The following is a 15,067-nucleotide window of genomic DNA, read 5'->3' as shown; positions in this document are numbered from 1 at the left end:
CGGCTTTTTATATGTAGATTTTACCTTGTAGGAATAGTCCCTTACCAGCAGTTGCCGTATGGAGCCGCTGCGGTGGCACAGAAGCGGGTGGGGCGCACGTTTGATGCAAAAAGTGCGGGGCGTAAATGATATGCCGCAAAGCCGCACAAGGAGGGGAGGAAAAGTCAAATAAATAAAGCTAAACTTGTGAGTGCCACAATAAAACATTATTTTTGCCTTAAAATAAAAACGACAAACACAAAACGAAATGAAAATTGCATTGATTGGCTACGGCAAAATGGGCCACATGATAGAAAATATAGCGCGTCAGCGCGGACACGAAATAGTGTGCATCATCGACATAAACAATATGGACGACATAGAGAGCGACGCATTCCGCAGCGCCGATGTGGCCATAGAGTTTACCAATCCTACCGCAGCCTATGGCAATTATCTGCGTGCCTGGAAGCAGGGCGTGAAGGTGGTGAGCGGCAGCACAGGCTGGCTTAAAGACCATGAGGCCGATGTGCGCAAGGCTTGTACCGAAGAGGGCCACACCCTGTTTTGGGCCTCAAACTTTTCGTTGGGCGTAGCCATCTTCTCTGCTGTCAACAAATATTTGGCCCGTATCATGAATGCTTACCCCACTTACGACGTGAGCGAGGTAGAGACACACCACATTCACAAGCTCGACGCCCCAAGCGGCACCGCCATCACGCTGGCAGAGCAGGTGTGTGCCGAGCTTGACCGCAAGGACGATTGGGTGAAGGGCGAGGTGCACAATGCCGATGGCACCATCACGGGCAGCAAGGATCAGCCTGAAAATCTGCTTCGCATCGATGCCATACGCGAGGGCGAGGTGCCGGGCATACACACCCTGACTTACGACTCGCCTGCCGACATGATACAGATAACCCATTCGGCACACAACCGCAGCGGCTTTGCCCTTGGTGCCGTGCTGGCAGCCGAATTTACGGCCACACACGAGGGACTGCTCACTACCGACGATTTGTTCAAGTTCTAACCACACGCTAATTCAGTATGCAATATACCAAAGATGACGGTGCAGACAATCGTTCTGCACAAGACACTACCGTAATGAACAAAGCCGGGCGCAAGGACAAAAAGCCCTCGTGGGTGATGTTCGGCATAACCACTGCGCTGTATCTGGCCTTCCTCTATTGGGTAGGTTCGTGGTGGGGGCTCATCGTGTTGCCCCTTATATACGACCTCTACATATCACGTAAGATAAATTGGGGTTGGTGGCGCGAGCCCGAGGTAGGTCCCGTCACACGCTTCGTTATGAGTTGGGTAGACGCCATTGTGTTTGCACTCGTGGCCATCTACTTCCTCAACCAATTCTTCTTCCAGAACTTTGTCATTCCCTCGTCGTCACTCGAAAAGACTTTGCTCACTGGCGACTATCTGTTAGTGTCAAAGTTGTCGTACGGGCCGCGCATTCCGCAAACACCGCTTTACATGCCGCTCACGCAGCACACATTGCCCATATTCAACTGTAAGAGCTATCTCGATCACCCGCATTGGGACTACCGTCGTGTTGAGGGACTTGGTCACGTGCAGCTCAACGACATCGTGGTGTTCAATTATCCTGCTGGCGACACCGTGGCCCTCAACCAGCAGAACCAGGACTACTACCGCCTGGCCTACCAAATAGGCGACCAAATGCTGGGACAGCCTGCTGCCACACCCGATGCACAGCCCACGCTGGCTACAAGTACCATGCGCCAGGGCATGAGTTACGACGAGCAACAAGCCTTCTACCATCGCCTCTATGCTGCCGGAACCGCCTACATGCGCAGCCAACCCGAACAGTTTGGCCAGATTGTGGCGCGTCCGACCGACCGCCGCGAGAACTATGTAAAGCGCTGTGTGGGATTGCCTGGACAGACGTTGCAAATTCGCAATAATGTGATTTACCTTGACGGCAAGCCCAACCCGCAGCCCGCCAATGTGCAATTTGCCTATGAGGTGACTTTCAAGCAAGATATGCCTGTCGAACTGAAGAAGGAGCTTGGCATCACCGACGAGGATCTGTACACCATGCGCAACGGGCAGACGGTGTGGATGCCCCTGACTAATGCGGTGAAAAACGAACTGGCCCGCCACCCCGAACTGGTGAGCAGCATCAAGCCCGCTGCCCCAACGGCCGACTGGCTCTATCCGCAGAATATGCAGAAGAACTGGACAACGGCTAATTATGGACCGCTGTGGATACCGAAAAAGGGTGCCAAACTGCACCTTACCCTGCAGAATCTGCCCATTTACGAGCGTCCTATCCGCGTGTACGAGGGTAACGACCTGCAGGTGCGTGGTGGCAAAATCTACATCAATGGCAAGGTGGCAAACGATTACACCTTCAAGCTCGACTACTACTGGATGATGGGCGACAACCGCGACAACTCTGCCGACTCACGTTTTTGGGGCTTCGTGCCCGAGGATCACATTGTGGGCAAGCCGCTCTTTGTATGGCTCTCGCTCGATCCCGACTACGGCTGGTTTGACGGCCATGTGCGCTGGAACCGCATCTTCAAGCGCGTGTGGGACATTAAGTAATAGCCTTTATCTGGTTAGTAAATATAGTACATGAAAGCACCATCAGCACGACATACTGCCATACGTACCGCCTCAACCCTGCGCAAGGGGTGGGTGTGGTTGAGGCCCTATGTCGTGCTGGCTTTGTTGTTACTCGTAGTGCGTTTTTGCTTGTTAGGTCATGCGCGTATGGTTGGCGGCCAACACGCGTTGGTGAGCCTTACCTACTATGGACTGCGTGTACCGGGCGAGGGCTTGTGGGGCTACCACCGTTGGGGCTACCGCGTGCCCGCCGAGGGCGATCCGCTCGTGTTTACCGTCGACGATGGGCATCACACCCCAATGACCATGGCGGGCGTGTGTCGTGCATTGCCCGGCCAAACGGTTTGGATTGACCCCGTAAGGCGTATCGTGATACCCGGACGCACTTCGCCTGACGCACAACCCATTGTGATACCCGGCCAAAACCATAGTGTGCGTGTCACACCCTACAATGCCCGTCTGTTGGCTTACATCATGCGCCAGTATGAGCACTGCACCAGCGTGGAAGTTGACACCTTGGGCCACTTGCTGCTTGGCGGACAACCGCTGACTAAGGTGCGCTTGATGCGCGACTATTATTGGGTGGAGACGTGTCCCGACTCGTTCATACTTGTGCCACACGATGCTTTGGTGGGCAAGGTGGTTTACTACAAACCTTGAATGTGCCTTTTTGGGGGGGACAGAAGCCGCAAACACTAATGGGGGGGCGACGCGTCCCGAGGCTGCTGAAAAAAAACCGACGCGAGACGCGTCGCCCCCATTAGTGTTTGCGTATCTTCAAGCACAAAATGCTACCACCAAACGCTATCTCTAATGGGGGCGACGCGTCTCGCGTCGGGCTAATTTTCTGCAGCCTCGCCCCGCGTTAATTTTCAACAGCCTCGCCCCGCGTTATATAAAACTGCTGCACAAGCGGAAGCCCCGAGGCTGTACGCCCCCCTCTCTTTCCATTAAACATTATACTGTCGTGATAATTCTCTCATCAGCCTATCTCGCTCCTATACAATATTACGCCCACCTTTATGCCGCCGACCATGCGTTGGTAGACCTTGGCGAACATTATGTAAAGCAGACCTACCGCAACCGTTGTTACATAGCCACCCCCTCGGGAGCGCAACCGCTCACCCTGCCCGTAGTGCGCGATGGGGTGGGGCATACCCCTATGGGCAAGGTACGCCTGTCAGACCATGGCGACTGGCGCCATTTACACTGGAACGCCTTGGCGTCGGCGTATGAGGGAAGTCCTTATTTTGAATACTATGCCGACGATTTCCGTCCGCTCTATGAACACCCCTTTGAGTATTTAGCCGACTTCAATGCCGCGCTCCACAACGTTGTGCTGTCGCTCTTGTCGCTCACGCCAAGCGTTGAAGTGAGCCGTGACTATGTGGCAGAGGTGCCAGCCGGTGCTGCCGACCTGCGCATTTTGGTTTCGCCCAAAGTGCCGATTGAGCACGACGCGCAGTTTAGAGTGCAACCTTATTATCAGGTGTTTAAGGAGCGTACGGGCTTTCTGCCAAATCTCAGCATTGTTGATTTGCTGTTTAATATGGGACCCGAGAGCCGCATGGTGCTCAAACAAAGCTTGATATGACATGATGCCGATGCCTGACATCACAGACTTTCACACACACAACCTTGAGGCCGACAACGCCATTATCAGCGTGCCAGAGGATTGGGTGCGCCACCCCGCGAATTTCGCACCGCGCAACGGCGCATGGTATGCTGTGGGCATACACCCGTGGTGGACGGCCGACGCCGAAGGTTGCAGGCACATGTTGGCCAATATGCCACTGCTGCTGCAACACCCGCAGGTCATTATGTTGGGCGAGTGTGGACTTGATGCCTTGCGCGGTGCCCCACTTGCCGAACAGGAACGCCTGTTTGTGGCACAAATAGCTCTGGCCGAGTCACAGCAGTTGCCCGTCACACTGCACATTGTGCGCACCTACGACCGTTTGCTGCGTCTGCACAAACAGTTGCGCCCCACCACACAATGGACCGTCCATGGCTTCAGGGGCAAGCCCGCCTTGGCACGTCAACTGCTTGATGCTGGCATAGACTTGAGTTTTGGCCAGCTGCACAATGCTGCCAGTTGGGAGGTAACGCCTCCCCAGCGCCGTCATACCGAAAGCGATTGACACAGATATGCTGTCTCCGTTTTTACAACAAATTGTACGATATGCGCGTCGCTTGAAACATTGTTAACCCTTTTGTTGTGATTAACACGCACTTTGTTGTATATTTGCAGAAGTCCTGTACTTGAACACCCGGTGAAAGAACAATAACTTGACAACAACCTAACAATAACCTAATAACTATAACGCATGAAGAAATTATCTCTATTGCTCATGGTCGTGCTGCTATCGGTGGCCACATGGGCGCAATCTAATGTAATTCTGCCGCTCAATCGCGCTATTTTCTCAACAACATACGGCGAGAAGTGGCTGCGTTTAAGCTGCTGCGACAACACCGATTATGTGTGGAGCGCCACCAGTAGCAAAGAGGCAAAAACGGCCCTGCTCGACACGAACCAGGACAGCCAGTTGTTCTGCTTTGTGGGTAATGAGACCGATGGCTTTGCCATCTATAACAAGGCGCTTGGCGAAGCCTACAAGTTGACCGCATTGTGTCCTTGTTCGCATGGCGAGGCCGCATCATGGACCCAAGATGAGGCTGCCACCTGGTATTTAGACACGCGTTTTACCGAAGTAGGTGACAAGCCAGGTTTTGGCATTACCACCAATAAGGTGAACCAAGGCATGTCGCTCAATATGTGGGGAGGCAATGGTGGCGACTTGAAATTCTATTCGATGTCGGGCGCCGGTTCGCGATGGATAGTTACACAAGTTGACCAACAATAGTAAACAAATTGTCTGAAACGCGCTGCAAAGAAACGCAAGCACTAAACGCAAGCTCTAATGGGGGCGACGCGTCCCGCGTCGGGCATTATAAAGCAAAGGCTCACAGACCGGCGCGTAATTAGCGCAGTCTGTGAGCCTTTATTGGGTGTATGAGCTTATGTCTTAATGGTGGTGTGAGAAGTTGGTGAACACGAAAGTAGGAGATAAACACCTATGATTAGTGTTTATCTCCTACTCGATAGCTTAGAAATTTACATTCATAAGAGATTGCCCTATTGAGTGGATGGCATTCAGTATCTGTGTTTTTCGTTCATTTGATGGCTTTTTCGTTCCTTTGATGTAACTTGCCAACAGGCTTTGCCTTATTCCTATTCTGCGTGCGACGGCAGACACGTTCAATTCGGGGTTAGTGAGGAATGCAGCCTGCAAGCCCGTAGCAGGTTCTTTGGTTTCGGGATAGCGGAAACTTTCAAAACTCACGTCTTCGTCCAATGCCTCCCAATGAATGCCGTCGTCCCACAATTCGCAATCGGCAAGTTGCTCTGGGGTGGCGTGTAGCAGACGCGGGTAGAAATAGAGAGACTGATAAAGTTCCTCTCCCTCTGTTGTTTGGATATAGATGCGGTTGTTCGCAAACCAAAGTTTTCTGATGTTCATGACAAATCCTCCATTATTTTTATTCACCGTGAATATTGTACCACTCTTGTAGAAACTCCTCACGCTTTTCTTGCATTACCTCTTTGGCTCTTTTAAGGTCTTTGGCTTTCAATGTGCTTTCCTCCATCATTGTACCGTCAAGCAGATTGAACTTTGCCTTTCCGTCCGCACTGCGTACATGTATGTGTGGAGGCTTGTGCTCGTTGGTGAAGAAAAAAAACCTCAAGCCGAAATAGAAAAATATTGTTGGCATATATTCTTGTTGTTTCTTGTTACAAAGTTAGGTAATAAAGTTATATCCTCAAAATATAGGTGGGATAAATGTCATCATGCAGTAATCGCGGTTTGCGGTTCGGTTTGAAGGTTACCACCCTTATAGCTATCCGCTAACGCGCGAACATAAGAACATAAGCTACACAAGAAACATAATTTACGTCTGGGAAAACGAAAACATGCGAACGGACTCAAACACCAAACGCTACCACAAAACGCAAGCTCTAATGGGGGCGACGCGTCTCGCGTCGGGGAAAATGCAATGCTTATACACTAAACAAAGGCTCACAGACATCACTAATTACACTCAAGTCTGTGAGCCTTTGCTTTGATGCCCGATGCGGACGCGTCGCCCCCATTAGTGCTTGCGTTTGGTGCTTGCGTTTTGTGGTAGCGTTTTGTGCTTGAGTTTAGTGGTTGCGGGACCTTTACAATACTACAAAAGCTTTACTTGTCGAGTATCTTGCATCTTACACTAATACGCTGCAACTCATTGACCTTCAACACTTTACGCAGTGTAAGATACTGCCAAATCCACCTACACACATCCTACACAACCTACATGCTACAACACAGCACAAGCACGGGAGAGCAATACCACGGCATAGGGGAGCAGAAAAGTCTGTCGCTCCGACAGAATCTTCTACGTCCCTGTGCCGTAAAATCCACCGCATACGACAAAACCGACTGCGAGGCGGCGGGTGTGATGTGTAAGATGTATGCGGGGGTGTGTAAGATGTTTTGAAATCATCTTACACTCTTGAAACCTCTGTGTTTCAGCTTGTTGCGCACAAAAAGTGTAAGATGGCAGTAAAAGCACACACATTCTTTTACAAGAGGACTGACGGGACCATGGCGTCAGCCTTATGTTACTTATGTAGCTTATGTTCTTATGTCTACGCGGTAAGCGGCACAAGGGCGACAGCTCTTAAAGCGCAGAACAAAGTTTGTTACTCTATATGCCAGATAAGATATATATTCCCTATCAGTCCGACGCGAGACGCGTCGCCTCCATTAGTGCTTGCGCCTTTTTTGCAGCGCGGACTAAATTCGAAGCTCGAATGATGCGATTTATTAGTATAAGTAGGTGTTCAAAATTATTTTAGATTTTCAACGGTTTAATATAACCGTTTGAAGAATAAACATTTAACTGAGTATTTGAGAAACAGTGGTAACGAGTTAGCAACTGTGCTATTTTCAGCGTTTTGCGGTGCTATACTGTCAAATAACTCTTTCATTTGCAAAGTTATTACTTTTTATTGAAACGCACACTTTTCCGATATGAAATTTAACAAAAAGTCTCCAACAAATATATGTTAGAGACTTTGATTCATTACAATTGGATTTTTATTTATTCAAATGACGATAAACTATATTTGATATATCTGCCATTATTTTGGCGTTATCATCATCAGACTCACGAGAATCCTTTATCAAAACGACAATGTAGCACTTCTCACCGTTGGGAAGATATATCACTCCTGCATCTCCCTCGCTTATCTGTATGCCATCAGCAGTTCGGTTAGAACGTCCCGTTTTATGCCCAAATTTTATATCGGTAGGCAACCCCGCTATTAGTTTGTTCTTGCCAGACACACAATCAAGCATGGCTGTCTCTAAAAACGCAAAATGCTCTTTTGTCAAAATATTTTCTGTATGAAGTTTCTTGAGCAATTGCGCAATAGCTAATGGTGTGCTCCAATTGTTGTAGCATAACATAATGTCCGTATGCATGCTTTCCTCTGTCTCCGTGAAATTCATATCCTTTATCCCAAGAGATTTTATGTAGGAGTCCACTTTATCAATACCACCAACAAACCTTATTAACCAATCGCATGTGTTGTTGTCGCTAATCGATACTGTGTATTTGATTATATCCCTATAAGATATACGAATCCCTTGGTCGGGATATTTATCCCTTAACGGGCTATACGTGTTTTTCAGCATTTCTTTCTGTTTGATATACACCATTTTGTCCAGCGGAATATTCTCTGCTTCCATTTTTTTCAGAGCTGTCACTGCTATATGGAATTTGAATACACTCATAGTGGGATATTTGTCCTCGTTGGCAATGGCAATTATATCGTCATTATGGATAATTGCTACCCCGACAGACGCTTGCTTCCCTTTGATAATCTTTTCAATTTCTTGGGTCATGTTCTGCCCGAAAGCCATAATGCTGCAACAGCAACAAAGCATAACTGATAATAGCGTTTTTGTCATGTTCATTTTTGATAGTGGAACTTTTTGTTTCATATAGTTTTCTTTTTTGCTTCTTAGCCCAAAGAAGCGGATGCTCAAATGCAGAAACGTGGACTACCAATGCAACATTCTAAGTCGAAGGTCGTAGGAAACCTAAATGCACGAATGTAGTATAGCAGCCCACGCTATATGCGTGAGAACCACTATGCCATCCTTGTGCAGTGTCTTGAATTTCCTACGTTCTCGACTTACAAGAAAGCATAACGCTTCTTTTTCTTATGTCTTGGATAGAGTTGCCTCAATCCGAGTGCAAAAGTACAAAAAATCCGTGATATGTCATTCAACAATCACGGACTTTATTTTGATTTACAGTTGCATACCTCTGTTTTGTCTTGGTTTCGGTATTCCGATAGCTTCCCTAAACTCGTTCATCTTCTTTCTGAACCAGCTTATATGTGATACTCCATCAATCTTGAAATCGAACTTTCCATTTTCATCCTCTTTAATGGAGCAGACGGCACGTTGGGTTTCAAAGCCTTGGTTGAACTCGGAAGAATGTAGCTTGCCTTTTATGGGAACGTCCTTGAATGTGCATAATCTTCGGATAATATCGTCATTGAAGCCCAAGCGTTCACGCAGGAAATTTATTGTCGGTATCAGCTTCTCCACATATGGGAAGTAGCGTTTCACAAAGTCTGTAAACTCGGACAATTTGCGGTGTCGCAGCTCGTAAGCGTCTGTTATCTCCTGTATGTGTTTCGCCTGTTGCTGTTCCCTTTGTCGGGCTTCTTCTTGAAGTTCTGATACACGCTCATGCAGATTCTTGTTCTCCCTCTCCAGCGTCTTGACCTTGTTGCTGCCGAAAAAAGAACCGACACTCTCGGCTATGTTGGTCGCTGCGGTCGTGGCTGCGCCTTTCAGTTTCTCAGTCTGCACCTCTTTCTTGGCTTGGCGGAGTTCCTGCCGTGCCGCTTCTTTCCGCTCCTGCAAATCTACCACTTCCGCTTTGAGGCTATCGACAAGTTTCTGTGTGTCCCGATAATACTGCTGCGTGGACTTGTGCCGTGCCGTTGAACCGTCTATGCCACGCTGCAATCCGTACTTTGCCATCGCAATGGCGTAGGTATCTTGGTAGGTCTTCAATTTCAGCCGTGTCATAATGTCATCGGCACACAGTCTTACGGTGTCGGTCGGCTTCTTGCGGTAGCGTTTCTTTGTCTGTTCCTCCCGTTTCCTGCGCTTACGTTCCCCCTTTACGATTGGAACAAGGGTGATGTGTATGTGTGGCGTTTCCTCGTCCCGATGAAGGTGCGCAGCCACAATATTCTCCTTACCGAACATGAAGGCAAAGTAGCTCATGTTGTCGGCACACCACTCGTCCAATCTGCCTTCTTTTTCGATACGCTCCATGTCCTCATGCGTTCCCGACACGATGATGCGGATTGCCTGTACTTGGTTGTTACCGATTTTGCGTGTCAACCCTGCGTTTTCCAAACGGTGTTGGATGGCTGCTGTTCGGTCTTTCACTCCATCGGGATAGTCGATGAGTTTTCGGTTAAGATGCGTGCGAGTTGGATCGGCGTTCTTCGGTATGATAAAACGCTCGATGTGGGCGGTCGTTCCGCTGTCGGAACCGTGCGCCTTTTCCATATGTAATACGACAAATCCCATATATGGTTTTCCTTTCTTTTTTAGCTTGTGAAACAATGGTTGATTATTCTCCTGTACGGCTTCTGCCGTTGGCTTGGGAGAGTCCAGAGAGGTGCAACCTCTTTGGCTTATTGGGGAATTTTCAGCGTTGCTTGCAATGCGGCTCGGAAAATTCCCTAATAAGCTATGGTATTTTCCGCTTGTAAATATCCGCACGGCTGCAAGCGTTCTCACTCCCTACATCTTCAGCCCTCGCTTTTTCGGTGGCTGCATCATCCGCCTTGCGGATTGGACTTGCCTCTCCTGCTTCATCGGCTCTGCCGATTGGGACAAGGGCTTACCGCACAGGTAGTCGTTCAAGTCCTTATACTCACTATAGTGTATGGACTTGTCGGAAAGGCGTTCCCCGAACCTTGCTTGCAGATGCTCACAGGCTGTCCGTCCTGCCGTATCGTTGTCAAGGAAACAGCCGATTTGGGAATAGTCAGCCAATATGCCCTCCGCCTTTGCGAGATTGGAAACGGAGTTCAAGATGATATAATCCTGCGTGGTCAGTCGGGGGCATTGCGGATTGTTCCTCACACGGATGGAAAGGAACGAGAGGTAATCCATGAAGCCCTCGAAAAGATAACAGGTTGTCGGCTGTTCTCCACTTTGTCGGATATGGGTGATGTCCTTTGGAGCGACACAACCTTTGAAATAGCGGTTGCGCACCTCATAACCACCTGCCATATTCGGGAAACCGATGGCGAAGTATGGTCTGCCCTTGTTTTCAAAATGCAGTTCCTTACATTCCCTCTTGGCGAGTTCGGTGCTTATTCCTCGCTCCTGCAAATAGGATAATAGTACAGGAGAGGATAACTCCGAAACTTGCAGATGTCGGTACATCGGTTCTGAAACGGATTGCCGACCAAAAGAAAATGGTACATGGATGGCGGTGTGCAGATGCGGTGTCTGTTTGGCGATGCACTCCAACAGATACGGCACGTTGTCGGAGCGGTAGAGTTCCGAAGCCAATGCGATGATATTGCCACCCTTGCCGATGCCGAAGTCATACCATTGGTTGAGTTCGGTGTTTACCTTGAACGAGGCTTCGGCTTCCTCTCTCAGCGGTGACTTGTACCAAAGGCTGCTATCTTGTCGCTTGACGGGTGTGTACCCCAGACTTTGCAGATAGTCTGCTATTCTGATTTGTTTTGCTTCCTGTATTGTCATAATGTATATTCCTACGGATTTGATGATGGTTGATAAAGCGATGATTTGATGAACATATGGTTTAACACATTGATTTATATCTATATATCATCTCATCATTTATTCATCAAACCACTCACGAAAAGAGAAATTCATCGTTTACGGTGTCGGGCATGGTCTGTCCGTCCTGTTTTCTCCTTTCATCAGTGAGATACTTTTGATGAATGTTTGATGAGAATGTAAATATCTATATTTCAATATATTTATATACTTATTCATCATTTCATCAAAATAATCATAGTGTTTCCAAAAACGATTTTGTCACGGTGTAGAACCGTCCTGTCTTCCGCATGGGCGAATAGTGACAGTCACGGGTATAGTCCAACTGATAGGTGGTATAGGTAAGCGTGTTGGGTGCAGGATTAAGTTTCCAACACTCTTTCAATACCCTGCGTACTTGATGTTTCTCCACTTTTGCCTGTGAATACCGCAACAAAAGAAAAATATCGTTGCAGTCAAAAGAGAAAGTGTCCGTGCCTACACTTTCCATAATGTCAAGGATAAGCTCGTGCATCTCTATCTCCAATCTGTTGCGGTTGCTGCGGATAATCTTCTGCAAGGCTTCGGTATGCAGTAGTGAGGGCGTGAACCACATACGGCTTTTCTTTTCGGTGGATAGCTGCCTATGCTGTAAATGGTGGAGAAAAGCAGGTATCTCCGCTTTCAGTTTTTGCAGGAAGTCGGTATCATCCGACTGCAAGCGGTCTATCTTGCGCACCCAATAACGGGTTTCACCTGCATCAATGATGACAGGCAGGTACTCGTTGTTTGAACACAGCACGAATTTGGCGAAGAACGCAATTTCGTCACGGTCTTTGCCTTTGGCTTCCACCTTGTAGGATAGTGCCGTGCTCAGGTTCTTCAACCGCTCGCTGTCCTCCCGGCGGCTCAGCAATACTTCGTCCACCACGATAAGGAGTTTCCCAGCCCAGTCGGAATTGAACTGGCTGCGGAAATCCTCGTTGGTGTTGAATGTCACGTTATTCTGAAACAGGGCTTTCAGAAAATTGAGGAATGTACTTTTGCCTGTGTTGCGCTCCTCCGACACCAACAGCAGGATGGGCAACTTCTGAATGGGTTGCAGGTAGAGCAGTTGAAGATAGTCCATTCCCAACTCGTATTGCTCCCCGAAGATATGTTCCACCAATGAGCGGACAGAGGGGAAATCACCCTCTTGCGGTTGGTGGGGTATCGGCTCGTAGAGGGTAAGGAACTTGCCGATTACAGGCTGATAGCTGACGTGTTCGGGTACGGTGCAGAAGCCGTCATACTTGGGTACGCTGCCGATGTAGTCCTTGCCATAGTCTTGGCGCAGGGTCTCGTTGTTCCATGCGATGCGCTTCCTTACATACCCTCCGTTCAGTCTTGGCTGCTCCACAATCTTGTAGAGCGTTGTGCCGACACGGATAAACTCTTCCTTTGCCATGCCGCCATCTGTGGGCGGTCGGTGGCTGTCATTTACTTTGTTTGCTTCCATATTCCAATGATTTAAGTTTGAAAAAATGTCAGCTACAAAAGTATAATCAACTGTCGGATAAGTTGATACGCAAATCACAGCAGAACGCAGCAAAAAATACTTCGGGGCTGTTCGGGGCTGTAAAAACAAAAAATCCGAAGAAACAGAGCTGAAAACAGATGCTTCTTCGGGTGCGTGAGTATGTGTGAATGGCAATACGCCTATGCAAAGTATTTCGGATTTGCCGTATCAGTGATGTTCAGCGAAAAGAAGATGCCTGTTTTTTCTTTTCGCAAGTACAGTCTTTCAAGTATGGCTCTGCGAACCTGTTCCGCTCCGAATGTGTTGATGCGGAAAGCAAGGGCGATGATGGCTTCAAGACTGTAAACCTCCATGCTGCGTTTGTCCGACAGTTTGATGGTATGCTTTGTCTCATATTCCCTCAAAACACCGCTTTTACAAAGAGCCTTTATCCCTGCTCGGATTGTTGGGGCGATAACCCCGAACAACTCGCAGAGTTCCCACTCGGTCATGGCAATGGAGACTGTATCGGTCGGCAGGGCGATGTTGCCCTGTCCGTCCATCGTGATGATGCTTCGTTTCTCTTTCATCTGTATTCTTCTTTATGGGTTATCAAATGGCACTGCAAATGCTTTTCTCCATATCCCCCAACTTGTCGGACAACAGTTCCAAGTCCTGACTTATCTTTTGGGCGGTTATCTTCGCGTAGATTTGAGTGGTCTTTATGTTGGTATGCCCCAACAGGCGGCTGACGGTTTCAATGGGTACTCCGTTGGATAACAGTATGGTAGTTGCTGCCGAATGTCTTGCGACATGATATGTTAAATGTGTCTTTATACCGCACAAATCGGCTATGGCTTTCAGCTTTTTGTTGCAGGTCGTATTACTTGGCATGGGGAAAACCTTATTGTCCTTTGCCATCCCCTTATACTTCTCTATAATCTTTCGGGGAACGTCCAACAGACGGATATTCGATTCGGTGTTGGTCTTCTTTCTTCGGGTGATAATCCATAAGTTACCGTCAAAGAAAGTTTGCAGGTTGTCGGTGGTGAGGTTCTTGACATCGGAATATGCCAACCCCGTGAACACCGAAAACAGAAACAGGTCCCTCACAAGCTCGTGGGTCTTGTCGGGCATCTCGGTATTCATCATGGTGTGTATCTCCTCTTTCGTGATATACCCCCTGTCCACGCTTTCGGGAGAGTTGATATACCCTGCAAAGGGATTGAACGGCAGACGACCGTCATTTCTCGCTATGGAAATGATGTGCTTCAACACAATCATATAGCCCCAAATGGTATTAGTGCGGCATTTCTTCACCGTGCGCAGGAAATACTCGAAGTCGTTGATGAACGTGAGGTTTAACTCTTTGAGGGGAATATCCTCACGCTTGTATGTATGGGGCAGGAACTCCCGAATATGCTTGCAGACGGTTATGTACCGTTGGAATGTTCCTTTGGCACGGCTGTGTCCGACTTTCTTTGCAAACTCCGCATTGTGCTGCTCAAAGAGTTTCAGCAAGGTTTCCTGCTTGATACCGATACCGAGATAGGCATCTTTCAGTTTGGCAGCGGTCACATATCCGTCTGTCTGCATCAGTTCTTGGTAGCGGCGGTTCACCTCCCCCCGAATCTTGTCAACCGCACGGTTGATTCTCTGCGCTTCGGCACTCTTGCCCGAAGCACGGTTGTTCTTCACATCCCACAAATGGGGTGGAACTTCCATTTTGCAACTGAACTGCTTAATCTCTCCGTCCACCGTAAGGCGGCACATCAGTGGCAGGTTGCCGTTGGGCTTTGCACTGCCTTTCTTCACGTAGAATAAGACCTTGAATGTACTTCGCATAACTCACTTCTTTTTTGGTGACAAAATTAGTTTACCGTGAGTTACCAACAGCTACGCAAAATTACGCAAATCGCAGAAAAACAGATGCTTATTCTGGAAGTTCACACATTACGGCAGTAATGATGTGGTAACTGAACTCTTGCGTTGTGTGGCTTTTGGATGTCTGCAAACGACCTTTTCCACATCAAAAGCAAAAGCGTAACGACCACTCTTTCAGTTGAATCGCTACGCTTTTCTCAAATTTACTTTTTAGCTATCTGTTTATTTTATA

15 protein-coding genes are annotated in these 15,067 nt (G+C 48.3%); 7 read left to right on the top strand and 8 right to left on the bottom strand.

The genetic code is table 11. The annotated features are described in order from the left end of the window. Positions 1–247: 247 nt before the first annotated feature. The 6 genes from dapB to BQ5453_RS01475 all read left to right on the top strand — a co-directional run bounded on the left by dapB (position 248) and on the right by BQ5453_RS01475 (position 5,438). A complete protein-coding gene (gene dapB / locus BQ5453_RS01500; protein WP_071121854.1) occupies positions 248–1,003 on the top strand; it encodes a 4-hydroxy-tetrahydrodipicolinate reductase in 756 nt (251 codons plus the stop codon). A 74-nt stretch (positions 1,004–1,077) separates the two neighbouring features. Beyond that, positions 1,078–2,553 (top strand): S26 family signal peptidase, encoded by a 1,476-nt coding sequence (locus tag BQ5453_RS01495; RefSeq protein WP_071121897.1) that lies wholly within the window; start codon positions 1,078–1,080, stop codon positions 2,551–2,553. A 30-nt stretch (positions 2,554–2,583) separates the two neighbouring features. Next, a complete protein-coding gene (locus BQ5453_RS01490; RefSeq protein ID WP_071121853.1) occupies positions 2,584–3,234 on the top strand; it encodes a hypothetical protein in 651 nt (216 codons plus the stop codon). A 307-nt stretch (positions 3,235–3,541) separates the two neighbouring features. Further along, a complete protein-coding gene (locus BQ5453_RS01485; RefSeq protein ID WP_235860006.1) occupies positions 3,542–4,168 on the top strand; it encodes a WbqC family protein in 627 nt (208 codons plus the stop codon). Position 4,169: 1 nt separating this feature from the next. Further along, on the top strand, positions 4,170–4,715 hold the full coding sequence (locus BQ5453_RS01480; RefSeq protein ID WP_235860005.1) for a TatD family hydrolase: 546 nt from the start codon (positions 4,170–4,172) through the stop codon (positions 4,713–4,715). Between the two features lie 186 nt (positions 4,716–4,901). Next, positions 4,902–5,438 (top strand): hypothetical protein, encoded by a 537-nt coding sequence (locus BQ5453_RS01475; RefSeq protein WP_143033252.1) that lies wholly within the window; start codon positions 4,902–4,904, stop codon positions 5,436–5,438. Between the two features lie 243 nt (positions 5,439–5,681). Here the strand turns inward: BQ5453_RS01475 and BQ5453_RS01470 are convergent, their stop codons facing one another. Together BQ5453_RS01470 and BQ5453_RS01465 are read right to left on the bottom strand one after the other, a co-directional pair. After that, positions 5,682–6,095, bottom strand: a complete 414-nt coding sequence (locus BQ5453_RS01470) for a DUF2442 domain-containing protein (RefSeq protein ID WP_071121850.1) — start codon at positions 6,093–6,095, stop codon at positions 5,682–5,684. A 19-nt stretch (positions 6,096–6,114) separates the two neighbouring features. Next, positions 6,115–6,348: a DUF4160 domain-containing protein gene (locus BQ5453_RS01465; protein ID WP_071121849.1), complete on the bottom strand. Its 234-nt coding sequence runs from the start codon at positions 6,346–6,348 to the stop codon at positions 6,115–6,117. A gap of 582 nt (positions 6,349–6,930) precedes the next feature. On the opposite strand from BQ5453_RS01465, the gene BQ5453_RS13995 reads away from it, so the two are divergent. Beyond that, on the top strand, positions 6,931–7,113 hold the full coding sequence (locus BQ5453_RS13995; RefSeq protein ID WP_143033251.1) for a hypothetical protein: 183 nt from the start codon (positions 6,931–6,933) through the stop codon (positions 7,111–7,113). Positions 7,114–7,715: 602 nt separating this feature from the next. Here the strand turns inward: BQ5453_RS13995 and BQ5453_RS01460 are convergent. The 6 genes from BQ5453_RS01460 to BQ5453_RS01435 all read right to left on the bottom strand — a co-directional run bounded on the left by BQ5453_RS01460 (position 7,716) and on the right by BQ5453_RS01435 (position 14,796). Beyond that, on the bottom strand, positions 7,716–8,624 hold the full coding sequence (locus tag BQ5453_RS01460; RefSeq protein ID WP_206340447.1) for an MUN family extended-spectrum class A beta-lactamase MUN-1: 909 nt from the start codon (positions 8,622–8,624) through the stop codon (positions 7,716–7,718). A gap of 312 nt (positions 8,625–8,936) precedes the next feature. Next, positions 8,937–10,241 carry a MobV family relaxase gene (mobV, locus tag BQ5453_RS01455; protein ID WP_048927168.1) on the bottom strand — a complete coding sequence of 435 codons (1,305 nt, stop codon included), beginning with the start codon at positions 10,239–10,241 and terminating at the stop codon, positions 8,937–8,939. Positions 10,242–10,457: 216 nt separating this feature from the next. Continuing rightward, positions 10,458–11,435, bottom strand: a complete 978-nt coding sequence (locus BQ5453_RS01450; RefSeq protein ID WP_048927169.1) for a toprim domain-containing protein — start codon at positions 11,433–11,435, stop codon at positions 10,458–10,460. A 274-nt stretch (positions 11,436–11,709) separates the two neighbouring features. After that, entirely contained in the window at positions 11,710–12,951 is a 1,242-nt protein-coding gene (locus BQ5453_RS01445) for a primase-helicase family protein (RefSeq protein WP_071121848.1), read from the bottom strand. 200 nt (positions 12,952–13,151) lie between these two features. Beyond that, positions 13,152–13,541, bottom strand: coding sequence for a virulence RhuM family protein (locus BQ5453_RS01440; protein WP_048927171.1), 390 nt, complete (start codon positions 13,539–13,541; stop codon positions 13,152–13,154). A gap of 22 nt (positions 13,542–13,563) precedes the next feature. Further along, entirely contained in the window at positions 13,564–14,796 is a 1,233-nt protein-coding gene (locus tag BQ5453_RS01435; RefSeq protein WP_071121847.1) for a site-specific integrase, read from the bottom strand. Between the last annotated feature and the right edge of the window lie 271 nt (positions 14,797–15,067).

This window comes from Prevotellamassilia timonensis, from assembly GCF_900106785.1.
In the GTDB taxonomy this organism is placed as follows: Bacteria; Bacteroidota; Bacteroidia; order Bacteroidales; family Bacteroidaceae; genus Alloprevotella; species Alloprevotella timonensis.
The sequence above is the reverse complement of the archived record's forward strand: the minus strand, read 5'-3'. Positions and strand labels throughout refer to the sequence as shown.